This is a genomic window from Qipengyuania pelagi, from assembly GCF_009827295.1.
In the GTDB taxonomy this organism is placed as follows: domain Bacteria; phylum Pseudomonadota; class Alphaproteobacteria; order Sphingomonadales; family Sphingomonadaceae; genus Qipengyuania; species Qipengyuania pelagi.
Genome location: NZ_WTYD01000001.1, coordinates 865,260 through 889,575 on the forward strand (window position 1 = coordinate 865,260; position 24,316 = coordinate 889,575).

At 63.8% G+C, this 24,316-nt stretch carries 21 protein-coding genes and 1 tRNA gene; 8 read left to right on the forward strand and 14 right to left on the reverse strand.

Translation table 11 applies throughout. The features are described from left to right. Positions 1-2 precede the first annotated feature (2 nt). The 7 genes from phoB to GRI47_RS04270 all read right to left on the reverse strand — a co-directional run bounded on the left by phoB (position 3) and on the right by GRI47_RS04270 (position 7,362). On the reverse strand, positions 3-689 hold the full coding sequence (gene phoB / locus GRI47_RS04240) for a phosphate regulon transcriptional regulator PhoB (protein WP_160660100.1): 687 nt from the start codon (positions 687-689) through the stop codon (positions 3-5). Positions 690-756: 67 nt separating this feature from the next. Next, the gene (phoU, locus tag GRI47_RS04245) at positions 757-1,479 is read right to left on the reverse strand and encodes a phosphate signaling complex protein PhoU (RefSeq protein WP_160660101.1); all 723 of its coding nucleotides are present in this window, start codon (positions 1,477-1,479) and stop codon (positions 757-759) included. A 10-nt stretch (positions 1,480-1,489) separates the two neighbouring features. Further along, a complete protein-coding gene (pstB, locus tag GRI47_RS04250; protein ID WP_237452719.1) occupies positions 1,490-2,236 on the reverse strand; it encodes a phosphate ABC transporter ATP-binding protein PstB in 747 nt (248 codons plus the stop codon). Between the two features lie 38 nt (positions 2,237-2,274). Further along, on the reverse strand, positions 2,275-3,561 hold the full coding sequence (pstA, locus tag GRI47_RS04255; protein WP_160660103.1) for a phosphate ABC transporter permease PstA: 1,287 nt from the start codon (positions 3,559-3,561) through the stop codon (positions 2,275-2,277). Next, entirely contained in the window at positions 3,554-4,939 is a 1,386-nt protein-coding gene (pstC, locus tag GRI47_RS04260; protein ID WP_160660104.1) for a phosphate ABC transporter permease subunit PstC, read from the reverse strand. Before pstC ends, pstA begins: the two co-directional genes overlap by 8 nt. A 23-nt stretch (positions 4,940-4,962) precedes the next feature. Next, positions 4,963-6,009 (reverse strand): substrate-binding domain-containing protein, encoded by a 1,047-nt coding sequence (locus GRI47_RS04265; protein WP_160660105.1) that lies wholly within the window; start codon positions 6,007-6,009, stop codon positions 4,963-4,965. A gap of 147 nt (positions 6,010-6,156) precedes the next feature. Next, complete coding sequence (locus GRI47_RS04270; protein ID WP_160660106.1) at positions 6,157-7,362, reverse strand: ATP-binding protein; 1,206 nt, start codon at positions 7,360-7,362, stop codon at positions 6,157-6,159. 183 nt (positions 7,363-7,545) lie between these two features. Between GRI47_RS04270 and GRI47_RS04275 the strand changes: the two genes are divergently transcribed. The 6 genes from GRI47_RS04275 to GRI47_RS04300 all read left to right on the forward strand — a co-directional run bounded on the left by GRI47_RS04275 (position 7,546) and on the right by GRI47_RS04300 (position 13,874). Beyond that, complete coding sequence (locus GRI47_RS04275; RefSeq protein WP_160660107.1) at positions 7,546-9,261, forward strand: thiamine pyrophosphate-dependent enzyme; 1,716 nt, start codon at positions 7,546-7,548, stop codon at positions 9,259-9,261. 65 nt (positions 9,262-9,326) lie between these two features. Then, positions 9,327-9,761: a hypothetical protein gene (locus tag GRI47_RS04280; protein WP_160660108.1), complete on the forward strand. Its 435-nt coding sequence runs from the start codon at positions 9,327-9,329 to the stop codon at positions 9,759-9,761. Between the two features lie 60 nt (positions 9,762-9,821). Next, complete coding sequence (locus tag GRI47_RS04285; protein ID WP_160660109.1) at positions 9,822-10,772, forward strand: cytochrome c oxidase subunit II; 951 nt, start codon at positions 9,822-9,824, stop codon at positions 10,770-10,772. Further along, positions 10,769-12,874: a cbb3-type cytochrome c oxidase subunit I gene (locus GRI47_RS04290; protein WP_160660110.1), complete on the forward strand. Its 2,106-nt coding sequence runs from the start codon at positions 10,769-10,771 to the stop codon at positions 12,872-12,874. Before GRI47_RS04285 ends, GRI47_RS04290 begins: the two co-directional genes overlap by 4 nt. Then, positions 12,871-13,497 (forward strand): cytochrome c oxidase subunit 3, encoded by a 627-nt coding sequence (locus GRI47_RS04295; protein WP_160660111.1) that lies wholly within the window; start codon positions 12,871-12,873, stop codon positions 13,495-13,497. Before GRI47_RS04290 ends, GRI47_RS04295 begins: the two co-directional genes overlap by 4 nt. Further along, on the forward strand, positions 13,494-13,874 hold the full coding sequence (locus tag GRI47_RS04300) for a cytochrome o ubiquinol oxidase subunit IV (RefSeq protein ID WP_160660112.1): 381 nt from the start codon (positions 13,494-13,496) through the stop codon (positions 13,872-13,874). Before GRI47_RS04295 ends, GRI47_RS04300 begins: the two co-directional genes overlap by 4 nt. Before the next feature lie 157 nt (positions 13,875-14,031). Here the strand turns inward: GRI47_RS04300 and GRI47_RS04305 are convergent. Both GRI47_RS04305 and recJ read right to left on the reverse strand, forming a co-directional pair. Beyond that, positions 14,032-14,106, reverse strand: a tRNA-Glu gene (locus GRI47_RS04305). Between the two features lie 102 nt (positions 14,107-14,208). Further along, positions 14,209-15,999, reverse strand: a complete 1,791-nt coding sequence (recJ, locus tag GRI47_RS04310; protein ID WP_160660113.1) for a single-stranded-DNA-specific exonuclease RecJ — start codon at positions 15,997-15,999, stop codon at positions 14,209-14,211. Positions 16,000-16,081: 82 nt separating this feature from the next. Between recJ and GRI47_RS04315 the strand changes: the two genes are divergently transcribed. Beyond that, a complete protein-coding gene (locus GRI47_RS04315; protein ID WP_160660114.1) occupies positions 16,082-16,567 on the forward strand; it encodes a flavodoxin family protein in 486 nt (161 codons plus the stop codon). A 12-nt stretch (positions 16,568-16,579) separates the two neighbouring features. On the opposite strand, the gene GRI47_RS04320 is transcribed toward GRI47_RS04315, so the two are convergent. Both GRI47_RS04320 and GRI47_RS04325 read right to left on the reverse strand, forming a co-directional pair. Continuing rightward, complete coding sequence (locus GRI47_RS04320) at positions 16,580-17,548, reverse strand: NAD(P)H-dependent flavin oxidoreductase (protein ID WP_160660115.1); 969 nt, start codon at positions 17,546-17,548, stop codon at positions 16,580-16,582. A gap of 69 nt (positions 17,549-17,617) precedes the next feature. Further along, entirely contained in the window at positions 17,618-18,694 is a 1,077-nt protein-coding gene (locus tag GRI47_RS04325) for an amidohydrolase family protein (protein ID WP_160660116.1), read from the reverse strand. A 132-nt stretch (positions 18,695-18,826) separates the two neighbouring features. Between GRI47_RS04325 and GRI47_RS04330 the strand changes: the two genes are divergently transcribed. Continuing rightward, positions 18,827-20,650: a sensor domain-containing diguanylate cyclase gene (locus GRI47_RS04330; RefSeq protein WP_160660117.1), complete on the forward strand. Its 1,824-nt coding sequence runs from the start codon at positions 18,827-18,829 to the stop codon at positions 20,648-20,650. Positions 20,651-20,657: 7 nt separating this feature from the next. Here GRI47_RS04330 and leuA read toward each other — a convergent pair whose 3' ends face one another. The 3 genes from leuA to ilvC form a co-directional block, all read right to left on the reverse strand. Then, positions 20,658-22,340, reverse strand: a complete 1,683-nt coding sequence (gene leuA / locus GRI47_RS04335; protein ID WP_160660118.1) for a 2-isopropylmalate synthase — start codon at positions 22,338-22,340, stop codon at positions 20,658-20,660. A gap of 200 nt (positions 22,341-22,540) precedes the next feature. After that, positions 22,541-23,191: a YceI family protein gene (locus GRI47_RS04340; protein WP_160660119.1), complete on the reverse strand. Its 651-nt coding sequence runs from the start codon at positions 23,189-23,191 to the stop codon at positions 22,541-22,543. A gap of 75 nt (positions 23,192-23,266) precedes the next feature. Beyond that, positions 23,267-24,304, reverse strand: coding sequence for a ketol-acid reductoisomerase (gene ilvC / locus GRI47_RS04345; RefSeq protein WP_160660120.1), 1,038 nt, complete (start codon positions 24,302-24,304; stop codon positions 23,267-23,269). Between the last annotated feature and the right edge of the window lie 12 nt (positions 24,305-24,316).

A 24,316-nucleotide genomic window follows, 5' to 3' on the forward strand; every position in this document is an offset into this window, starting at 1 on the left:
CCTTATCCCTCGAGCGAATAGCCCGCCGAGCGCACGGTGCGGATCGGGTCCTTGGCGCCCGGCATCTCGATCGCCTTGCGCAGGCGGCGGATGTGGACGTCGACCGTCCGCAATTCGATGTCGCTCCCAGTGCCCCAGACGCCGTCAAGCAATTGGCCGCGATTGAAGACGCGACCGGGGCTTTCCATGAAGAATTTGAGAAGCCGGTATTCGGTCGGACCAAGCTTCAGGGTCTCGCCGCGCCGCACGACCTTGTGGGCCACGGGGTCGAGCACGATATCGCCGACCTCGATACTCTCGCCCGCCAGCGCGGGGCGTATGCGCCGCATCACCGCACCGACGCGGGCGAGCAGTTCGCGCGGGCTGAACGGTTTTGTGAGATAATCGTCCGCCCCGGTATCGAGCCCGCGAATGCGATCGTCCTCGGCCTCGCGCGCGGTCAGCATGATGATCGGAACATGCGCGGTCGATTTGTCGCGGCGCAGGCGGCGGCAGACCTCGATCCCGCTGGTTCCTTCGATCATCCAGTCGAGGATGACGAGATCAGGCGTGTCTTCCGCCGCGAGGATCAGCGCCTCGTCACCATCGGCGGTCGCGCGGACATTGTAGCCTTCGTTGCTGAACCGATATTCGAGCAGTTCCAGCAGCGCCGGATCGTCTTCTACAAGCAGCAGTTTCGCCCTGTTCATGGCGCTGGATCGTCCCGTAGTTCCTGTGTTCGTCATCCTGATATGACGCTCACACTACAGGAATGTGTCAACGGTCGCCGCCATCCACATTATCGGTGCCGCGATTGTCGTCATCCGACGCGTCGTCATCGTGGTAATAGGACCCGGTCGCCGCGAAATGCACCATTTCCGCGACATTGGTCGCATGGTCGCCGATCCGTTCCAGATTGCGCGCCACGAACAGCAATTGCGCAGCGTTGCTGATCGTGGCCGGATTTTCGACCATGTGGCTGACGAGATTGCGGAAGATCGAATTGTAGAAGGCATCGACCTTCGCATCGGTCTCGATCACTTCCTTCGCCAGTTCCGCATCGCGCGCGGCATAGGCGGTGAGGACGTCGTGAACCATTTCAGCGGCGACTTCCGCCATGGCGGGAAGCAACGTCAGCGGTTCGAACTTCTTGCGGTTTTCCGCCTCGATCTGGCGGCTCGCCTTGGCGATGTTTTTGGAATAATCGCCGATCCGCTCGACCACGCCCGCGATCTTGAGCGCCGCGATCACTTCGCGCAGATCGTCCGCCATGGGCGCACGCAGCGCGATCACGCGGATCGCCAGCTTGTCGATCTCGCTCTCGAGCGCGTCGATCCGCTTGTCGCCCTTGATAACCTGCTTCGCGAGCGCATCGTCACCCTTGACCAGAGCTTCGAGCGAGCGCTGGATCGCGACCTCGGCGAGGCCGCCCATTTCCGCGATGAGCCCACGCAACCGCGTGATGTCCTCGTCGAAGGCCTTGACGGTATGTTCCTGCATCGTCCTGTCCTCAGCCGTAGCGGCCGGTTATGTAATCCTGGGTCCGCTGTTCGAGCGGATTGGTGAATATGTCAGATGTACGACCATACTCCACCATCTTTCCCAAATGGAAGAAGGCGGTGCGCTGGCTGACGCGGGCGGCCTGCTGCATGGAGTGGGTGACGATCACGATCGCATAGCGGCCCGAGAGGTCCGCGATCAGCTCCTCGATCTTGGCGGTGGCGATCGGGTCGAGTGCCGAACAGGGTTCGTCCATCAGGATGACTTCGGGATCGACCGCGATGGCGCGCGCGATGCACAGGCGCTGCTGCTGGCCGCCCGACAGCGCGGTTCCGCTATCGGTGAGGCGATCCTTGACCTCTTCCCAGAGGCCCGCGCGCCGCAGGGATTTCTCGACGATCGCGTCGAGCTCGTCCTTGCCTTCGGCAAAGCCGTGGATCTTCGGACCGTAGGCGATGTTCTCGTAGATCGATTTGGGGAAGGGGTTGGGCTTCTGGAACACCATCCCGACCCGCGCGCGCAATTGCACCACGTCGAGCTTGGGGTCGTAGATGTTCTCGCCATCCAGCGTGATCTCGCCTTCCACGCGCGCGGCGGGGATGGTGTCGTTCATCCGGTTGAGGCAGCGCAGGAAGGTCGATTTGCCGCAACCCGACGGGCCGATGAAGGCCGTCACGTATTTCTGCGGGATGTCGATCGAAACGGAATCGATCGCCTGCTTCGACCCATAGAACACGTTCACGTCATGCGCGCGCATCTTGGCTTCGGTGTCTTCAAGGTTGTCGTGAACTACGGTCACCAGCGTTTCTCGAACTTGTTGCGCAGATAAATGGCGAGGCCGTTCATCACCAGGAGGAACAGCAATAGAACGATGATCGCCGCGCTGGTCCGTTCCACGAAACCGCGATCGATTTCGTCCGACCAGAGGAAAATCTGGACCGGCAGGACGGTGGCGGGCGAGGTCAGCCCGTCGGGCGGCGTGGCGACGAAGGCGCGCATCCCGATCATCAGCAGCGGCGCGGTTTCACCCAGCGCACGGGCCATGCCGATGATGGTGCCGGTCAGGATACCGGGCAGAGCGAGGGGGAGGACGTGGTGGAACACGACCTGCACGGGCGAGGCACCGACCGCCAGCGCGCCGTCGCGGATCGAGGGCGGCACGGATTTGATTGCGTTGCGCCCGGCGATGACGATCACTGGCATGGTCATGAGCGCCAGCGTCATGCCGCCGATCAAAGGAGCGGAGCGGAAATTCGGGAAGATCCACAGGAACACCGCCAAGCCCAACAGGCCGAAGATGATCGAGGGGACCGCCGCGAGATTGTTGATCGAGACCTCGATCACGTCGGTCCAGCGGTTCTTGGGCGCATATTCCTCGAGATAGAGCGCGGCCAGCACGCCGATCGGGAAGGCCAGTACCAAGGTCACCGCCATCGTCAGGAGCGAGCCCTTGAGCGCGCCCCAGATGCCGACTTCCTGCGGATTGGTCGCGTCCGACCGGCTGAAGAAGCCGACATCGAAATTCTTTTCCAGCAGGCCGCGTTCGGCCAGCGAGCGCGCCAGCGCCTGCATTTCGGGCGACCCTTCGCCTTCGAAGCCGGCGGCAAGATCGGGGCTGGCGGCGAGATCGAAGGTCGCGGTAGTGCGCAGGATCGAGGGATCGGCCTGGATCGCCTCGGCCACATCGCGCCAGGCGAAGGTCCCGATCTGAGCCGCGCCTTCGTCGCCGAGCGTTTCGGCGGCGAAATACTGGACGGTGGCCGGAAGCCCCTGCGCCTCCAATGTGCGAATGCCTTCGTGGCCCGCCAGCGTGTTCGCATCGCCCGCGATCCCGGCTTCGGTGAAGTCGATCGTCACCGGCATTTCCGCACGCTGGAAACCGCCGATCCCGTTGATGGTCATCGTCGCGAGCAGGAAGATCAGCACCACGACCGAGAACACGATCGCCGACAGACCGAGCAGCTTGAAGCGCTGTTCGGCGGCGTAGCGCTTCTTCAGCCGCTTTTCGAAGGCAGGCGTGCGGGTCGGCGCGCGCAAGGCAGCGCTCTGGGCGGGGGTGTCGGAGATCACCGTATCACTCATACGCTTCGCGGAACCGCTTGACGACGCGCAGGGCGATGAAATTCAGCCCCAGCGTCACGAGGAAGAGGACGAAGCCCAGGGCGAATGCGCTCACGGTCGCGGGATGGTCGAAACTGCCTTCACCCGTCAGCATGGCGACGATCTGTACCGTGACCGTGGTCATGGACTCGAGCGGATTGGCGCTGAGATTGGCGGCGGTTGAGGCGGCCATGACCACGATCATCGTCTCGCCGATCGCGCGGCTGACTGCGAGCATCACGCCCGCGACGATGCCGGGCAGGGCGGCGGGGATCATGACCTTGCGGATCGTCTCGCTGCTGGTGGCACCCATGGCGAGGCTGCCGTCGCGCATCGCGCCGGGGACGGCGGCGATGCTGTCATCCGCCATCGAGGACACGAAGGGGATGATCATCACGCCCATGACGAGGCCGGCGGCAAGCGCGCTCTCGCTCGATGCGTTGCTGATCCCCAGCGAGACCGCGATGTCACGAATGCCCGGCGCGATGGTCAGCGCGGCGAAATAGCCATAGACCACGGTGGGAACGCCCGCGAGGATTTCGAGCGCGGGCTTGACCCAGGCGCGCACGCGCGGATCGGCATATTGCGTCAGATAGATCGCGCTCATCAGCCCCAGGGGAATCGCCACGATCATGGCGATGATCGCGCCGATGAAGATCGTCCCCCAGAACAGCGGGATCGCGCCGTAGCGATCGCCCTGCGGGTTCAGGGGATTGCTCATCGGATCGGGGTTCCATTGGGTCCCGAACAGGAAATCGATCGGCGAGACCATGCCGAAGAAACGGATAGTCTCGAACACAAGGCTGGCGACGATGCCGATGGTCGTCAGGATCGCCACGAGCGAGGCGAGCAGCAGGATGGTCATCACCATCTTTTCCACCCGCGTGCGAGCGGTGAAATCGGGCCTCAGCCGTAGGAACGACCATGCGCCGCCGAGAAACGCGATCACCAGCGTCGCGGCGAGGCCGATCCAGTTGTAGAACGAAATGGCGGTGCGGAACGGTTCGACGAGGCCCGCGGCGGCGGGATTGAAGACCGCCGGCGAATTGCCGAGCGCCACATTGCGGGCCTCAGCCAGCATGGTCTGGCGTTGCAGGCCGAAGCTGGGAAGATCGGCGGCGGCGGGGCTAGCAAGCACCGATTGCAGCACGAGATTGGGCGACAGCGCCGCCCATACCATGGCGAACAGGACCGCCGGAATGACGATCCAGAGCGCCACGTACCAGCCATGATAGCTGGGCAGGGCGGCGAGCCTTACGCCGGGCTGGGCGCGCTTGAAGGTCCAGGCGCGCGCCCGTGCCGCCAGCCAGCCGGCAAGCCCCAGAGCCAGGGCGAGGAGAAGCAGGATGGCAGGAGACACGAGCGTTTCGCTTTAGCTGTCGCTTACTGGAAGTCGGCGGCGGTGAGGGTGGGGAACTGCGTCAGCGCCTGGGTGTTGCGCGCCATCACATCGTCGGGCGAAGCGACCAGGCCGATATCGGCGAGCGGTCCGCCGCGCGACCACATCTTGCCCCATTCCGCCAGATAGGCACGCAGGCCCGGAATGGCGTCGAGATGGGCATTCTTGACGTAGATGAACAGCGGACGCGCACCCGGATAGGCGAAGCTGGAAATGTTGTCGTAGGTCGGTTCGACGCCGTTCATCGACAGACCCTGTACCTTGTCGGCGTTCTCTTCGAGATAGCTGTAGCCGAATACGCCCACGGCGCGCGGATTGTTCTCGATCTTCTGGACGATCAGATTGTCCTGCTCGCCCTGGTCGACATAGGCGCCATCGGAACGGACCTCGGTGCAGATGCGCGAATGGCGGTCCTTGTCGCTCTCCTTGAGCGCTTCCATCTCGGGATTGGTATCGCAACCCGCTTCAAGCACCAATTCGGCGAGCGCATCGCGCGTGCCGGAAGTCGAGGGCGGGCCGTAGACCAGGATCGGCTCGTTGGGGAGCGAGGGGTCGACGTCCGACCAGGTGCGGTTCGTCTGTTCGCCGCCATAGGGGTTTGCCGCCAGCGCTTCGTAGACGATCTTGGGCGTCAGGTTCATCGTGATCCCGCCCTTGGCCGAGGCGAAGGCGATCCCGTCGAGGCCGACCTGCAATTCGGTGATCTCGGTCACGCCGTTCTGCTGGCAGGTCTCGAACTCGCTCGCCTTCATACGGCGCGAGGCGTTGGCCATGTCAGGCTTGTCCGCGCCGACGCCGCTGCAGAACAGCTGGATGCCGCCGCCAGAGCCGGTCGCTTCGATGATGGGCGAGGGGAATTCCGGGTTGGAGCGCACGAAGCTTTCCGAAACCAGCTTGGCGAAGGGGAAGACGGTGGACGAGCCGACCGCGCGGATCGATTCGCGCGAACCGCCGCCGCCTGCGGTGTCGCCGCACGCGGACAGGGCGAGGAGGGAGAGGGCGGCAAAGGCCATATGGCTGCGCTTGATCATGATTCGCTTTCCTTCGGGAGTATGGTGCCGGTCCAAAAGCGAGTTTGTGTTACAGCATTGCGACAACTGCGTGACCCCCATCGCCCGGTTTTGAACAGCTTGCCCCGATTGCGGCGTTTGTTGGCGCCGTTAATTCGGAAGCACGCGTCAATCGGCTTCCCCGGCATCGTCCCTAGAATCGTCCTGAATCGGCAGGAGCACGGCGACGCGGGTTCCTTCGCCGAGCGTACTTTCGATGTCGAGCCTGCCGCGGTGGCGTTCCACAATATGCTTGACGATCGCCAGCCCCAGCCCGGTCCCTCCCGAGGCGCGGCTGCGGCCCGGATCGGTGCGATAGAACCGGCGCGTGAGGTGCGGAATATGTTCCGGCGCGATCCCTTCGCCGCGATCGGCCACCGTCAGGCGGACGCGCTTGGTCCCCTGGGGCTGGAGGCTGACCGAAACCGAACTCTCCTCGCCACCGTATTTCAGCGCATTGTCGACGAGGTTGCGGACGAGCTGTTCGAGCTGCTGGGTGTCGCCGCTGACGAGGAATTCCCCGTCCGCCTCGATATCGAGCCGCGTCGCGCGATCCTGCCCCGCGGCATCGCTCGCCGCGCGTCGCACCAGCGGGGCGAGGCTGATCGTGTTGGACGGAAGATCATCCTTCTCCGCCTCGATCCGCGACAGGGACATGAGGTCGCTGACGAGGTCCTGCAAGCGGCGCCCCTCGCGCTCGATCGTGCCGAGAAAGCGCTTCGCCATGGCGGAATCGAGATTGTCGGCATCGTCCTGGAGCGTTTCGACATAGCCCAGGATCGAGGCGAGCGGCGTGCGCAGTTCGTGGCTGGCATTGGCGACGAAATCGGTATGGGCGCGCGCGGTGTCCGCTTCGGCGGTGCGATTGACGAATTCGATGACCGCCATCCCATCGTCGAGGGTCTTACGATTGATCCGCCAGATATCCTGCCGCCGCGCTAGTCCTCGGATCACGGCGAATCCGTCGGTATCGCGATCGATCAAAGCGACCGCTTCGGGCTGGCGGAGGGCCATCCGCACATCCTGTTCGACGATATGCGGGCCGAGCAGCTTGCGTGCCGCGCGGTTCGCCACGGCGACGCGATTGCGCCGCGTTACGATGATGGGCGTATCGGAGAATTCGAACAATTCGCCCATCCGCTCCGCAGACATCGACTGGCGTTCGACGTCGGCGCTCGGCGGTGGTTTCGGTCCGCCGACCATCCAGAGCGTCGCGATCCACAGAAGGGTGACGGCGAAGGCCAGCGCGATCCCGGCGCCGCTGACCAACATGACGATGCCGGCTGCGAGGGCGAGAGCGGCTGCCGGCCAGGGGAAATTGCTGCGATCGCCCATACAGGCGCGCCTCTAGCGAGCCGGTCTCCACCTGACCAGCCCCAGCCGAGCACCACGACGTTTCCCCGACGCGCCGCCCGGCATCGCCATCGAAACACGGACAATTCGTGGCGCGTCGGGAAGGGGGATGTATCGGCCGCTGCCCGGATGGTATGGGGCGTTCATCCAATCAAGAGAGACCGTATGCCGAAGACAGTTGCAGAGATCGTGGTGGATGCCCTCGAAAAGGCCGGTGCGAAGCGGGTTTACGGTATTCCTGGTGACACCATCAATCACCTCACCGATGCAATCGCCAAGAGCGACCTGCGCTGGGTGGGTGTGCGGCACGAGGAAGCCGGGGCCTTCGCCGCCGGGGGCGAATCCTACATGACCGGCGAATTGTCGGTCTGCGCTGGAACCTGCGGGCCGGGGTCGCTCCATTTCGTCAACGGCATCTATGAAAGCCATCGCAACGGCGCGCCCGTGCTTCTGATCGCATCAGATGTCGCCCGCACGGAAAAGGGGTTCGATTTCCCGCAGGAGGTCGAACAGAAGAAGATCTACGAGCAGCATTCCCATTTCTGCGAATATATCTCGCACCCTTCGCAGGCGCGGCGCATCGTGACCAAGGCCGCGCAGGCGGCGCTGACCAAAAAGGGCGTCGCGGTCGTCATCGTGAATGGGGACATGTTCACCGAGACGGATGCGGACGCGATCGATTGGCAGGTCTATCGCCCCGAACCGGTCTGCCGCCCGAACGATGCCGAGCTCGCGGAGCTTACCGCCCTTGTCGATGCTGCGGGCAAGGTGTCCGTCTATGCCGGGATCGGCGCGCGTGACGCTCGGCCGGAAATCATCGCTTTTTGCGACCGAGTGAAGGCCCCGATGGTGCACACCACGCGGGCGAAGGAATTTCTGGAACCGGACAACCCCTATAATGTCGGGGTCAACGGTATCCTCGGCAACAGGGCGGGGGTCGAGGCGCTGGAGGATGCCGATCTGGTCATCAGCCTGGGCTGCGATTTCGCCTACACCCAATATTATCCCGAAGCGAAGAAGATCGTGCAGATCGACATCGATCCCACGCATCTCGGCAGGCGATCGGCGATCCATCTCGGCCTGGTTGGCGATGCGAAGGCGACGATGGCCGCCCTGCTACCGCTCGTCGCGGCAAAATCCGATGCGAGCCATCTGGAGCGCCAGCAACGGCAATGGCAGGACGACCTTGCGGGCTACGACAAGCAGGGCGAGGAAAGCGATCCTGCGCTGATCCATTCGCAATTCGTTGCCAATATGCTGGACGGCAAGGCGGCGCAGGATGCGATCTTCGTGTCTGATGCGGGAACGTCGATGGTGTGGATGCTGCGCCATATCAAGGCCACCGGAGGGCGCCGCTTCCTCAACACGCTGCTTCACGGCACCATGGCGAGCGGGATGCCGCAGGCGATGGGAATCAAGCTGGCTTATCCCGAGAGGCAGGTCATCGCCATGTGCGGTGATGGCAGCCTGACCATGCTGATGGGCGAATTGCTGACATTGGTGCAGGAAAAGATCCCACTCAAGCTCGTGGTCTTCCACAACGACACGTTCGGCTTCGTCGAGATGGAGCAGCGCGTCGAAGGCCTTGTCGACCATTATACCGGCCTGCACAATCCCGACTTCGCCAAGCTGGCCGAAGCCTGCGGTATCGCGGGCTGGCACGTCGAGAATGCCGATGCGCTGGAGCCTGCGATGGATGCCTGGTTGCGCCATGACGGGCCGGCGCTGCTCGATGTGAAGGTGAACCAGATGGAGCTGGTCATGCCGCCCAAGATCGAAGCCTCGCAGGTCGCGGGGACCGCATTGTTCGGCGTGAAGGCCGTGCTCGATGGCCGCACGAAGGAAGTCGTCGACCTGTTGCGCAATAATTTCTTGCGATGACGGCGCGCCGCGATACCCTGTTAGACGGATATGCGGCCTCTGTCGCGATAAGGAGATTCCCTTTTATGCCTACCACTACCTTCGCGGGTTTCGGCCGTGCTCTGGCTCTTCCTCTGATCATGTCTCTGGCGCTTGCGGGCTGCGGCACGCAGGAGGCGGAACAAGTGGGGCAAGCCGAAACGGCGATGACCGACGAACCGGGCGTGGACGGCGGGGCCGTCACTGCGGGCGAAGCGCGGTCGGAAGCGGCGGCGCTGGCGGAGCGGATCGCTTCGGGCGATCTGGAGCAAGGTGAATTGTCGGTTGCGCTGGAAGACCTAGACCGTCTGGTGAACGACAATCCCGTCGATTTCCCCGAGGACATGCGCCCTTCGCTGACGGAAGATATTCAATCCGCGCGCATGGCGATGGAATCGGAAGACAGCGAAGCCTTGCAGGAAGCGGCGGCATCCATCCAGGCCACGCTGTCCGGGTCCGACGCGGCTACCACGGCGAGCTGATGCCGGTGAGCCAGGGGGGTAGCCGGTTCCGGTGATATCGGCTGACATCGGTTGGGCAGCATGAGGTTCGTCTTCCTGACGGCTGGGGCCTTGCTGACGATGCTCGCGCCGTGCGTGGCGCACGCATCCTCGGGCCTCGACCAGAGCTTCCTTCAACCGATGGGGCCCGTCGCCGAAGAACAGTTCACGCACCTGCTGCGAGTGATCGGCATCACGATGATCGTGATCCTGCCGGTGCTGATCGGCGTGCCCTACATCCTCTGGCGCTATCGCTATGCCAGGCCACGCGGCGAATATCGGCCGGAGTGGGAATTTTCCAAACGGCTCGAATGGGCGCTTTGGGGCGTGCCGGTCGTGGTGGTCCTCGTGCTGGCGGGCTGGCTGTGGCATTCGACGGCCAAGCTCGACCCATACGATCCTCTGGGGCCCGAACCCTTGCAGGTTCAGGCGATCGGTCTCGATTGGAAATGGGTCTTCATCTATCCCGACGAAGGCATTGCGACAGTCAATGAACTGGCCGTGCCGGTGGGCAGGCCGGTGGAACTGACATTGACCACCGACACGGTGATGCAGAGCCTTCTGATCTCGTCCCTCACCGGCCAGATCTATGCGATGCCGGGCATGACGACGAAGCTGAATTTCGCCGCCTCGCGAACGGGGGAGGCCGAAGGCGAGAACACGCAATTCAATGGCACGGGGTTCGGGCGTCAGAAATTCATCGTGCGCGCGCTCGATCCGGCGGATTATGCGAACTGGGCGAGCGCGGCGTCCCAAGAACTGGTTCTCGACGAACCGACCTATGCCATTCTGCGCCGCCAGTCGGTCCTGGCCGAAGCGCGCAGCGAGCTCGGGTTGGAGAAGGGCGCCGAGCCGATCGTCATGGGGCTTGGCGTGGACGATCTGTTCGACAAAATCATTGCCAAATATCACCACCGCGGAACCGGCGATCGCGATAGCGTCCTCGGCGGAACCGGTCTGCCTTCCGATACGGCGAAGGAGGGCGGCGCGTGAGCGGGGAGACCAGTCCGATCTTCGGCAGGCTCGACTGGACGGTCACGCCCTATACCGACCTGCTGCGCGAGGTGAACAGCAGCACCATCGTCGGGGCCGGAGCGGCGAGCGTGCTGGTTCTGGGCGCGATCGCGGGGGTGGCGCTGCTCACCTGGAAGCGCTGGTGGGGGCCGCTCTACCGCGAATGGCTGACCTCGGCGGACGCGAAGAAAATCGGGATCATGTATATCGCGCTGGCGCTGGTGATGCTGGCGCGAGGGATCATCGAAGGCTTCGTCATGCGCGCGCACCAGGCTACTGCGCTGGGCACCCTGGCGCAGCAGGAAAGCGGCCTCGTGGCGCCGGATCATTTCGCCCAGCTGTTCAGCACGCACGGGACGATCATGATCTTCTTCGTCGCGATGCCGTTATTGATCGGGCTGATAAATTTCGTTCTGCCCCAGCAATTGGGCGCGCGCGACATGGCGTTTCCGGTGCTCAACCAGGTCAGCCTTGGGCTGACGGCAGTCGGCGCGGCGCTGGTGATGGTCTCGCTCCTGATCGGCAAGTTCGGGACCGGCGGGTGGACCATGTACCCACCCTATACGGGCATCGACTTCAGTCCGGGCGAGGGGGTCGATTACTGGCTCTGGGCGATCCTGATTTCCGGCGTCGGCTCAACTCTGACGGGCATGAATTTCGCCGTCACGATCTTCAAGGAACGCGCGCCGGGGATGCATTTCATGCGGATGCCGCTGTTCTGCTGGACCAGCCTGTGCGTCGCCATCATGCTGATCTATGCCATGCCGGCCCTGACCGTATCGAGCGGGATGCTGGTGCTGGACAGATATCTCGATTTCCATTTCTTCACCAATGATGCCGGTGGCAACATGATGAATTATGCCAACATCTTCTGGATGTTCGGCCACCCGGAAGTCTACATCCTGATCCTGCCGGCTTTCGGCGTCTTTTCAGAAATCAGTTCCACCTTCTCGGGCAAGCGGCTCTATGGCTACACCTCGCTGGTGATCGCCAGCATGAGCATCGCCGTGATCAGCTTCACCGTCTGGCTGCATCATTTCTTCACCATGGGGCAGAGCGCTGGGGTCAACATCGCCTTCGGCATCGCGACGATGATCATCGGTGTGCCGACGGGGGTGAAGATCTACGACTGGATGGCGACCATGTGGCGCGGCCGCGTGCGGATCACGACGCCGATCGTCTATCTGACCGGGTTCTTTCTGCTCTTCGTCATCGGCGGGCTGTCCGGCATCATCCTCGCCAACCCGTCGATCGATTATCAGGTGCACAATTCCACCTTTCTGGTGGCGCATTTCCACAATGTGATCATCCCCGGCGTGCTGTACGGAATGCTGGCGGGTATCCATTACTGGTTCCCCAAGGCCTTCGGCTATCGCCTCGACGAGACATGGGGACGGCGCACGGCCTTTCTGTTCGTCGGCGGCTTCATCTTTACCTTCCTGCCGCTCTACGTGCTGGGTCTGATGGGAATGCCACGCCGCTCGCCAACCTTTCAGAACCCCGATTTCCTCCCATGGATGTATATCGCCGCATTCGGTGCGGTGCTGATGCTGTGCGCGCTGGCCGCGCTGTGCTGGACGTTCTGGACCAGCTATCGCAATCGCCTTGCCCTGGCCGTGCCGGGTGGCGACCCGTGGAACGGGGCGACGCTGGAATGGTCCACGCCCGCCCCGGTGCCCGAATGGACGTTCCCGCGCATCCCGCATGTCGTCGCGCGCGACGATTGGGGAGAGGCGAAGCGTGGGGAAGACCCCTGGAAGGCGCCCGAGCGCTATGACGACATCGAAATGCCTGCGAACACCGCGCACGGCCTCCTGATCGCGGGCGCCGCCTTCGGCCTCGCCTTCGCGATGGTCTGGCATATCTGGTGGCTGGCCATCCTCAGCTTGCTCGCGATACCCGGTCTGCTCATCCTGCGCGGAATGGTTGTGATCGAGCCCAGAATCATCCGCGCGGCGGAAGTGGAGGATGCCGATCGGCGCTTCCGGCAGCAGGTGGCGAATCTTGCGCCGGTCACGCGAGCGGACGAGGAAACGGAGCGCAATCGCGGCGTGCCCGATGTTTCGGAGTTTGCCGGATGAGCGACACCAATCTCTATCCCGGCCTGAATCTTGGTGGCGGGCACGGCGATGCGCACGATCAGGCCGAGAACACCGTGTTCGGGTTCTGGGTGTTCCTGATGAGCGATCTCATCATTTTCGGAATCCTGTTCGCATCCTATGCTTCTTACCTTGATCCCATCGGGCTTGCCGGTGGGCCGGGGCCGCGCGACCTGTTCGACGTCAGGAGCGTTGCCATTCAGACTGCCTTCCTGCTGGTCGGCGGCGTGGCCTATGGCGGCGTGTCGCTGGCGGTCAAATACGAAACCGGGCGAGCGAAGGTCATCCTGTGGCTCTTGATCTCCGCCGCGCTTGGCGCTGGCTTCCTGGTCTTCGAGGTCAGGGATTTCATTACGCAGGCAGGCGAGGGCGGCGTGCCGCAGGCGAGCGGTTGGCTCAGTTCCTACTGGGCGCTGGTCGGCCTCCACGGTATCCACGTCCTGTCCGGCATCATCTGGATCCTCGCCATGGCCGCGCAGATCCTCAAGCGCGGGATGGACGATACGGTGAAGGTGCGCCTCTCGATGCTGGGCGTATTCTGGCATTTCCTCGACCTCGTCTGGGTCGGCATCTTTTCCTTCGTATTTCTGGTGCCCCTCGCATGAGCAGACCGAACACTGGAGAGCTGGATCCGAAGGACACTGCGCGCGCGGAAATCCGCAGCTATGCGATCGGTTTCGTCGCGAGCCTGCTGCTGACGAGCGGTGCCTTTGCCGCGCACCTATCGGGACTGTCGGCGCCGTGGAAGATCGCGTTGATCTGCGCGGCCGCCCTCGTTCAGATCGTCGTCCACCTGCGCAATTTCCTGCATCTCAGCTTTTCGGGCGAGCAATCGCGTGAGGACCTGCTGCTGGTGCTTTTCTCCGTCTGCCTGCTTGCGATCATGGCGGGCGGCACCTGGTATGTCATGGCCGACCTTGGCGAGCGAATGCACCAGGGTGGGATGGATGGCGCTGATATGCGCTCGATGTCGGCGGACTGAGGATTTCGGCAATCTAACGCTCAAACCTGTCTGCCGACGCCCACGCGAAGTGAACAGGCGTTTCAGCCATGTAATAGCGCGTTAGCTCGGACAACTGGGAGACGGTCCGTTCGGCTCCGGCGCATGGCGCGGGCTCTGAACGCAAAAACGCCACCGATGGTGACCCCTACGGGAATCGAACCCGTGTTTCAGCCGTGAAAGGGCCGCGTCCTAACCGCTAGACGAAGGGGCCAGTCCCGTTGCCGGGTCGGTGGCGTGGCCGGGCGTCTAATGGGCTGTTCGGATATCGTCAAGCCTCGGATTGCGGCAAATTTTCAATCCGTCCACCAAACGCTCAATCTGCCCAGGCCGCGTCTTCCAAATGCAGCTCCGCAGCAGGCCGCTGGCCCCAATCGTCGATCTTCGCGCGCCCCGCCAGCCAGAGCCTGCGCCCGCGCGCGCCATGCAGCAAAGTCTGGCCAAGCTCGCTTTCCGCCATGCGGAAACCGATCGCCTTGAAGCTACGTCCGTCGTCGCCCGATGCGACGATGCGGACATGGCCGGTGCCCACCACGTCGCATTTTACGAGCCGCACCGGGCCGACAGCGAGGCGGGGGCCGGGCCAGCCCATGCCGAACGGGCCAGCCCCTTCCAGCGTCTCGACCAGATCGGGCACCAGCCCTCCGGGCGAGACGGCGAGATCGAGCACGGTCGATTGCCCCGCGCTCGCCCGCGCAACGTCCTTCGCCAGACGCTCGTCCAGCCAGTCGGCAAAGGCATCAAGCCGGTCGGCGTCGATCGTCAGCCCCGCTGCCATCGCGTGGCCGCCGCCTGCCACTAGCAACCCGCTCTCGCGGGCAGCGATGATCGCGGCGCCCAGATCGACGCCCGCGATGGAGCGGCCCGATCCCTTGCCCTGACCGGTCTCCTCGTCGATCGCGATGACAAGCGCGGGCTTGCCGGTCTTTTCCTTGATCCGACCGGCGACGATGCCGATCACGCCCGGATGCCAGCCCCGCGCCGCGACGAGCGTGACAGCGCGATTGTGCTGGCCCGCCAGCTGTTCTTCCGCCGCCTCTTGGACCGCGGCCTCGATCGCGCGGCGCTCGTCGTTGAGCTGGGAAAGCTGGGCGGCGATGGCTGCCGCCTCTTCCGGGTCCTGCGTCGTCAGCAGGCGCACGCCCAGAGTCGATTCGCCGACACGTCCGCCGGCATTGATGCGCGGGCCGAGCGCGAAGCCGAGATCGCTACAGGCGGGCGCGCGCTTCAACCGGCTCGCATCGATCAGCGCCGCCATGCCGATATTCGCGCGGCGCGCCATGATCTTGAGGCCTTGCGCCACGAAGGCGCGGTTCAACCCGTGAAGCGCCGCGACATCCGCCACGGTGCCGAGCGCGACCAGATCGAGCAATCCCATCAAATCGGGCTCGCGACGCGATTCGAAATAACCACGTTCGCGCAAGGTTCGCACCAGAGCTATCGCGAGCAGAAAGGCGACCCCCACGGCAGCGAGATGGCCGTGCCCCGCCGCGAGGTCGTTTTCGTCGAGCCGGTTCGGATTGACGAGGGCGAGGGCGCGCGGGAGTTCGGCGGCGCATTTGTGGTGATCCACCACGATCACGTCCACGCCAGCGTCATGCGCCTGTTGCAGCGCATCGAACGCCATCGCGCCGCAATCGACGGTGACGACGAGGCTACTGCCCTGCTCGCCAAGCTTCACCAGCGCCTTGCCCGAGGGGCCGTAGCCTTCGAGCAGGCGGTCGGGAATGTAATAGTCCGCGTCGATTCCGAGATCGCGCAGCAGGCGGATCAATAGCGCTGCGCTGGTCGCCCCATCGACGTCGTAATCGCCGTAGACGGTGATCCGCTCCCCACTCAGCACCGCCTGAGCGAGACGATCGGCGGCGCTGTCCATATCGTTGAACTCGGACGGATCGGGGAGGAAATCGCGCAGGGTCGGCGCGCGATTGCGAGCGAGATCGTCCTCGGCCACGCCGCGCGCGAGCAGGAGTTGGGTTACGATGTCGTGACTGACAGTCGCCGCGCCGCCACGCGACAAATCCATGTTGCCACCGCGCCAGCGCCATGTCCTGCCAGACAGCGATCGCTCGATCCCGAGCACGGAAGGGGCGGTATCTGTGGGCATGGTCCCGGTTTTAGGCGCCTGTTCCTGAACCGCAAGGGAGCGCGGATTGACAATCGACAGTGGCTTGCGATGGTGGAAGGCGATGTCGCAAGCCCCCCTCCTGATCGCCTGGCACAGCCGCACCGGTGCCAGCCACGCCATGGCCGAAGCGGCATTCGAGGGGGCAGGGGATGTGGCTCTATGCCTGCCCGCCGAAGACGTCGAGCCCGAGCATTTTCTCGCTGCGCGCGGCTATCTGTTTTGTTGTCCCGAAAACCTCGCCACGATGAGCGGGATGATGAAGGACATGTTCGATCGCTGCTATTACCCCGTCCTCGGCCGGATAGAGGGCCGCGTCTACGCCACCATCATCGCGGCGGGATCGGACGGGGAGGGCGCCCAGCGCCAGATCGACCGGATCGCGAAGGGCTGGCGGTTGAAGCGGGTCGCCGAACCTCTGATCGTCAATTTCGCGGCGCAGACGCCCGATCGGATTCTGGCTGACAAAAGCGTGCCGGACGACACGCTCGACCATTGCCGCGAAATCGGCGCGGGTCTTGTTGAGGGGCTTCAGGCGGGCATTTTCTGACCCGCCGGGTTTCTACCCGGTAGCTTTTCCCAGCGCGGCCTTCGCATCTTCGTATTCGCGCGCCAGCCGTTCGACCATCTGCGAAACCGGGCCGACCGATTTGACCGTGCCGATGCCCTGACCCGAACCCCAGATATCCTTCCACGCCTTGGCTTTCGTGTTGCCGCCGCTGCCGAAATTCATCTTGCTCGGATCGCTGACCGGCAGATCGTCGGGGTCCATGCCCGCCGCCTCGATGCTGGAGCGCAGGTAATTGCCGTGCACGCCGGTAAAGAGGTTGGTGTAGACGATGCCCGCCGCATCGCCCTCGACGATGCCTTGTTTGTAGCGCGCATCCGCATTGGCCTCGTCCGTCGCGATCCAGGGCGATCCGATATAGGCGAAATCCGCGCCCAATGCCTGCGCGGCGAGGATCGAGCGGCCATGTGCGATCGAGCCGGAGAGCGCGACGAGCCCATCGAACCATGCGCGGATTTCCTGCATCAGCGCGAAGGGGCTCAACGTACCCGCATGGCCGCCAGCCCCGGCGGCGACGGGGATCAGCCCGTCCGCACCCTTTTCGATCGCCTTGCGCGCGAAGCGGTCGGTGATGACGTCATGCATGGTGATCCCGCCCCAGCCGCGCACAGCATCGAAGATTTCTTCGCGCGCGCCCAGAGACGTGATGACGAGCGGGACCTGCCATTTGCCGCAGGTCGCCATGTCGGCCTCGATCCGGTCGTTGGAGCGATGGACGATTTGGTTGACCGCGAACGGTGCGGCGGGGCGGTCGGGATTGTCGCGATTATGCGCGGACAATTCTTCGGTAATCTGGTGGAGCCATTCGTCGAGCTGCGACTGGGGCCGGGCATTCAGGGCCGGGAAGCTGCCGACGATCCCCGCCTTGCACTGCGCGATCACCAGCTCGGGCCCGGATACGATGAAGAGCGGCGATCCGATCACCGGGAGGCGAAGGCGGTCGAAGGGGGCGGGCAGGGGCATGGTCGGGTGTCCTCTCGCTGGTTATGCCAACCGGGTTATGGCGGTCCGCCCCGCTTGTCGAGATTGCCGTTACGGAAGGTCCTGCAGGCTAGGCAGGACGTGCGCGATATCGTAGGTGCGCGCGGCGTTCATGCAGAACAGGTCGCGCTTTTCCTGCGCCGACGCGCCGGAGGCGAGCCGCTTGAACGCGTTCCACAACACCGGGTAGCTCGCGCCCCAGCGATCGACCGGGTAATTGCTTTCGAACATCGCACGCCCGGTTCCGAACGCCTCGATGCAGGTTTCGATATAGGGCCGCCACATCGTCGCGAGCTCTTCCGAACCGCATCCCTTGGCGGGACCTTCGTCGGGCATACCGCAGAACGACATTGCGAGCCCGCCGAGCTTGACCGACACGTTCAGGCATTCGGCGATCGCGCGGATGCTGGATCGCCAGCGATCGAAATTCTCCGGCAATGTGCCCGCATACGACCCCATCCCAAGCGGGGTGCCGCAATGGTCGAGCACGATCGCCTGATCGGGAAAGGCGCGGGCGAGATCGAGCACGTCGCCAAGCTGCGGTTCGAGCACCCAGGCATCGAAGTTCAGCGCGAAACGCGAATAGGCGGCAAAGCCGGCGCGAAAGGCGTCCGAGCGATAAAGACCTTCCGGCGCGTGGAAGGGAGGACCGAGCACCTCGGGATCAGCATCCCACGCGCCTGCATGACGGATACCCTTGAAGCGGCCATTCCCGGCAGCGATCAGCGCCTCGATCACCGGAGCGATCGCATCGCCGAGCGTAAGGTCCGCATGTCCCACGATTCCCGCACATGGGCGATAATCGCCGTAAAGGCCGCTTGCACCCTGCGCCGCCACGCCGTTCGCGTATTCGACTTCGCCGACCGGCTTCATCGCATCTTCGCGATCGGCCGCATAATAGGCCCCGCATTCCATGAAGACCGTCGCGAGAATGCGGTGGGAGGGTGTCTGACCCGATCCGCTCACATCCTCTCGCAACGCGTCGAAATCGTAATAGGCCGCACCCGCGATTGCCTCGAGAAAGGGATGGCGCGGGGTCGGGAAAGCGGGCAGCAGGGGGCGCAGATCCCAAAGGTGGTGATGGGGATCGACGATCGGAAGATCGGGTTCGAGTATAGTTTCGGCCATAATTTCATCTCCCCGTAACCATTTCGGAACGCTCTCTGGCTAGCATTTGATGCGTGGCTCTACGTAATGCGCCGAAGGTGGCTTCTTTTAATGTTCTGCGTTAGGGGCATGGGTAGGGGCAAGGGTTAAGTCATGAGACGGGAAGTTCAGAGCATCGTCGGCTATGCCGCTGCGTTCTTCGCGGCGACGACAGCTACGATCTTCTGGACCCGGTATAGCGGCGGCCTGGCCCTGTTCTGGCCGGGCACGGCGATCGCGGCGGCGCTGTTCCTGACCTTGCCCTATCGCAAATGGGCGGTGCCTGCTGGCATTCTGCTCGTTCTCAGCACTATCGCCACCGCTTTCTTCGGTTTCGGTCCGGGGCCTGCGCTTCCGCTCGCCTTCGTGAATGTCAGCGAAGCACTGTTGACCGCCCATCTTTTGCGAAAGTTCCGGCCCCAAGGCGATTACGTCACCAGTGGGCCGGGCATCCTCGCCCTGATCGGGATAGCGGGTTTCGCGGTTCCCATCACTCTGTCGCTCTTCGGAAGCTTCATCGCCTGGCGGGCGGTGGGCGGTGAATGGTGGCTGCATACGATGGCCTGGATCGTCGGCCACGGGCTCGGCGCGATGCTGGTGATGCCGCTTGTCCTGCTTATCTCAGGCTATGCGAGGAGCGACGGAGCGCCGGATATGTCGCTGCGGCTTTCTCCGCGAAGGACGGTGGAATTCATCTTCGTCCTGGCGCTGATCGCTGGCATTTCGACTGCGACGATTTTCCAGACCGGATTTCCTCTGCTGTTCCTTCCGATGGTGCCCGTGGTGCTGGCAAGTTATCGGTTCGGACGATTGGGCGCCACGGTGGGTGTCCTGGTCGTCACAGTGGTCGCGGCGGCGTCGCTCGCGCAGGATACGGGACATTTCGCCGCTCTCGATCTGTCCATGGCCGGCAAAGCCCTGTTCCTGCAATTCTATCTGGCGGTGCAATTGCTGATTGCCCTGCCGCTTGCGATCGCGCTCAATCAGCGCGAGCGACTGGTCGCCGACATCATCCAGCGCGAGGCGCTTCAGCGCTTGATCTCCGATCATTCGGACGACGCGCTGCTGCATCTCGACCGTGAGGGATTGATCCAGTTCGCGTCTCCGGCATCACGGGCGCTGAGCGGCCTCGAGAATCTCGATGGCAAGCCGCTCAGCACCTTTTTCGGGGCGTTCGACCATCAGATCATCGAGGAAGCCCTGTCAGGGGCGCGCGCATCTCCGGGGGCCACGCGGATCATCGAACGTTCAGTGACACGCGGCCATGCGACTCTTTGGCTGGAGGCGAAGATCCGCGCGGTCTACGCCGCGGGGGCGGTGCGCTCTTTCGTCGTCACGATCCGTGACGTCACCGCGCGCAAGCTCGATGAATTGCAAGCCACGCGCGAGGCGCGCACCGATGCGCTGACAGGCCTGCCGAACCGCCGCGCCTTCCTCGACATGCTGGAGGAACAACTCGTTGATGCAAAGGAAGCGCCCTTCGCTCTCGCGCTGATCGATCTCGACCATTTCAAGCGCGTCAACGACACCTACGGCCATGATACCGGGGACATGGTCCTGAAAAGGATCGCCGGCCTCATGCGCGAACACACGACGCGCAAATGTATTTTTGCCCGTCTTGGTGGCGAAGAGTTCGGAATGATCGTGACACGCGATGCAGTCGACGATGCGCTGGCGATCTGCGAGCATCTGCGCGAGGCGATCGCCGGCAAGCGCATGGCCGACCAGGACGGTCGCACCTTCAACATCACAGCCAGTATCGGCATCGCGCGCATCGTCGAAACATGCAGCGCGTCGGTGGCGATGAACTGCGCGGACGCGCCTCTCTATGCCGCCAAGGCTGCCGGTCGCAATGCCATAAGAGTGGCTCAGTGCGAGGGCAGCTGGGGCTCACCGATGCGGGTGGTGCCCCGCCATGTCATGGGCGACGCGGGCTGACCGGGCGCTAGGTCCGGGCGATGGCGCTGTTCGCGGCGCTCAGCACTGCGCGCACGCCTGCCGTCGCGACATCCTCGTCGATACCGCAAGCCCAGATCGTCTGGCCGGACGGTGTGCGACATTCGAGATAAGCGGCCGCCCTGCTGTCACGCCCCGTGGTGAGAGCATGTTCGACGTAATCGACGATTTCCAGCTGCAAGCCGAACGCCTCCTCCAGCGTGCTTAGAACACTCGAAATCAGGCCGTTGCCGCGCCCGCTCACGCTCTGGCGCTCGCCATCGACCTCGATCCTCCCGCTGAACAGGCGGCTGCCATCCGAAGCACGCCGCTCTTCGTAATCGATCAACTGGAAATGCTTGTCCCTTGTCTGGACGTGATAGGTTTGGCGGAAGGCCTCCCAGATATCGGCGGCATTCAGTTCGCGACCCAATTCGTCGGCCATGCGCTGGACATGGGGGCTGAAATCGGCCTGCATCTTCTTGGGCAGCTTGAGGCCCTGGTCCTGCTCCAGCACCCAGGCAAATCCGCCCTTGCCGGACTGCGAATTGACGCGGATCACCGCTTCGTAGCTGCGGCCCAGATCGGCGGGATCGATCGGGAGGTAGGGCACGCGCCAGCGCTCGTCATTCTGCGTCGAACGGGCGCCGAAGCCTTTCTTGATCGCATCCTGATGGCTGCCGGAAAAGGCGGTATAGACCAGCTCGCCACCATAGGGATGGCGGGCGGGGACGGGCAATTCGTTGCAATATTCGACCGTGCGGATCACCCGGTCGATATCCGAGAAGTCGAGCGCGGGATCGACACCTTGCGTGTACATGTTGAGCGCCATGGTCACGAGGCAGCAATTGCCCGTCCGCTCGCCATTGCCGAACAGGCACCCTTCGACCCGGTCCGCGCCCGCCATCAGCGCCAATTCCGCCGCCGCCACGCCGGTTCCGCGATCGTTATGCGTGTGCAAGCTGATAACCGCGCTGTCGCGATTGGGCAGGTTACGGATGAAATATTCGACCTGATCGGCGTAGATATTGGGTGTGGCCGCCTCGACCGTGGCGGGCAGGTTCAGGATGATCGGATGGTCGGGCGTCGGCGCGAGCACGTCCATCACGGCCTCGCAGACTTCCAGGCTGAAATCGAGTTCGGCGGTCGAGAATGTTTCCGGGCTGTACTGGAAATGCCAGTCCGTATCGGGTCGCGCGCCCGCTTCGTCGCGCATGACCTTCGCGCCCGCCACAGCGATCTCGCGCACCTGGTCGCGGCTCATGCCGAACACGATCTCGCGCCAGGCCGGGCTGACCGCGTTGTAGAGATGGACGATCGCCGCGCGCGCGCCGTCGAGGCTGGCGAAGCTGGTGCGGATCAGGTCCTCGCGGCTCTGGGTCAGCACCTGAACGATCACGTCGTCGGGGATGCGGCCGCTCCGCACCAGCCCGCTGATGAAGTCGAACTCGGTCGCGCCCGCGCTGGGGAAGCCGACCTCGATCTCCTTGACGCCGATTTCGACGAGCAGGTCGAAGAAGCGGGTCTTCTTATGCGCATCCATCGGATCGACGATGGCCTGGTTGCCATCGCGAAGGTCGGTGGAAAGCCAGCGGGGCGGAGCGGTAATCGTGCGCGTCGGCCATTGCCGGTCGGGCAGGTCGATCTGCGGAAAAGGGGCGTATTTCGCGCTGGGATCGCGGAGCATTGGCATCGGGAGTACTCGGTCTGTCTAAAGGTTGCGACGTTCGGAAACCCTTGGGCGCTCAGCGCGCCAGACGGGCACGCCGGGTCACGCCCAAGGGCGGATAAGTCGTAGGCCGGACAGATCGAGCGCGTTCATAGGCCCTGCATCGCCGATCCGATCGTGCGATGCAAGCCTGTCGTTCGAAAATTACCCTTTCGGACGCGCCTTCATTCCTTTTCGAAGGCCGCGGTGATCTCCAGTTCTACCGCGTCACCCACCATCGGCAGCGCGTAGTCGATCCCGAAGTCGGACCGCTGGATGGTCGTGCGCCCTTCGAAGCCGATCGTCTCGCGCTTGTTCATCGGATTGGTCCCGGCGCCGGTGAAGCTGACATAGAGTTCGACTGGGCGCGTCACTCCGTTGAGCGTCAGATCGCCGTCGACCTCGGCCGTGACGCCGCTCGCGCCGATACGGACCGCGCGCGAAACGAACCGGGCAGGCTCGGGTTCGGGGCCGAAGAAATCGGGTTCCTCGCCATCCTTGCCGGGGCGCAGCATATGATCGCGCAAGCCCTCGCTGACGACCGCAAGACTGGTGATCGGGATCGTCACATCGACCGTAGCAGCGCTCGGGTCGGCGGGATCGATCGTCAACGTCCCGTCGACATCGCCGAACAGGCCGAAATAATCGTTGAAGCCGAAATGATCGACGCTCCACGCGACGAGGCTGTGGCTCCCATCGGTCGTATAGGTTCCGGCGGTGACGCGCGATACGTCGACGAGGCCGGGCTTGCTCGGCGGAGCGGACTGCGCCTCCAGCGCGGCGACGCCACCTACGCCAAGGACGAGAGCGGATAGGGCGAGGGCGATGGGCTTCATAACAGTCTCCTGAAGTCGGACGGTCCGGTGCTGACGGGACCTAGCGCGAACCGATCCCGTCCTCAAATCGTCCGGTCAGTTCCTGTCCTTGTCCACCAGCTTGTTGGCGCCGATCCAGGGCATCATGGCGCGCAGTTGAGCGCCGGTCTTTTCGATCGGGTGGGCGGCGGCGGCCTTGCGGCTTGCCTTAAGCTCGGGCTGGCCCGCCTGGTTGTCGAGCACGAAGTCCTTCACGAATCGGCCCGACTGGATGTCCTTCAGCACGCGCTTCATCTCGGCCTTCGTCTCGTCGGTGATGATGCGCGGACCGGTCTTGATGTCGCCGTATTCGGCGGTGTTCGAGATCGAATAGCGCATGTTCGCGATGCCGCCTTCATAGAGCAGGTCGACGATCAGCTTGGTTTCGTGGAGGCATTCGAAATAGGCCATTTCGGGCGCGTATCCGGCCTCGACCAGCGTTTCGAATCCAGCCTGGATCAGATGCGTGACCCCGCCGCACAGCACCGCCTGTTCCCCGAACAGGTCGGTTTCGCACTCTTCCTTGAAATCGGTCTCGATGATGCCGGAACGCCCGCCGCCGACCGCGCTGGCATAGGAGAGCGCCAGCTGTTTGGCGAAGCCGTTGCCGCCATCGGAAGCGCTGCTTTCCTGGTGGACGGCGATCAGGCACGGCACGCCGCCGCCCTTGAGATATTCCCCGCGCACAGTGTGGCCGGGGCCTTTGGGCGCGATCATGATGACGTCGACATCGGCGGGCGGATCGATCAGGCCGAAATGGATGTTGAGCCCGTGCGCGAAAGCGAGCGCGGTGCCGGGACGCATCCTGCCCGCGACCTCGCTCGCGTAGATCGCGGCCTGATGCTCGTCGGGCGCCAGGATCATCAGCACATCCGCCCATTTTGCGGCTTCCGACACGGTCTTGACCGTGAAGCCCGCACCTTCGGCCTTCTTCGCCGACGCCGATCCTTCGCGAAGCGCGATCACGACTTCGCCGACCCCGCTGTCGCGCAGGTTCTGGGCATGGGCGTGGCCCTGGCTGCCATAGCCGACGATCGCGACTTTGCGGTCCTTGATCAGCTGCTGGTCGCAATCGGAATCGTAATAGATGTGCATGGTATCCCTTTT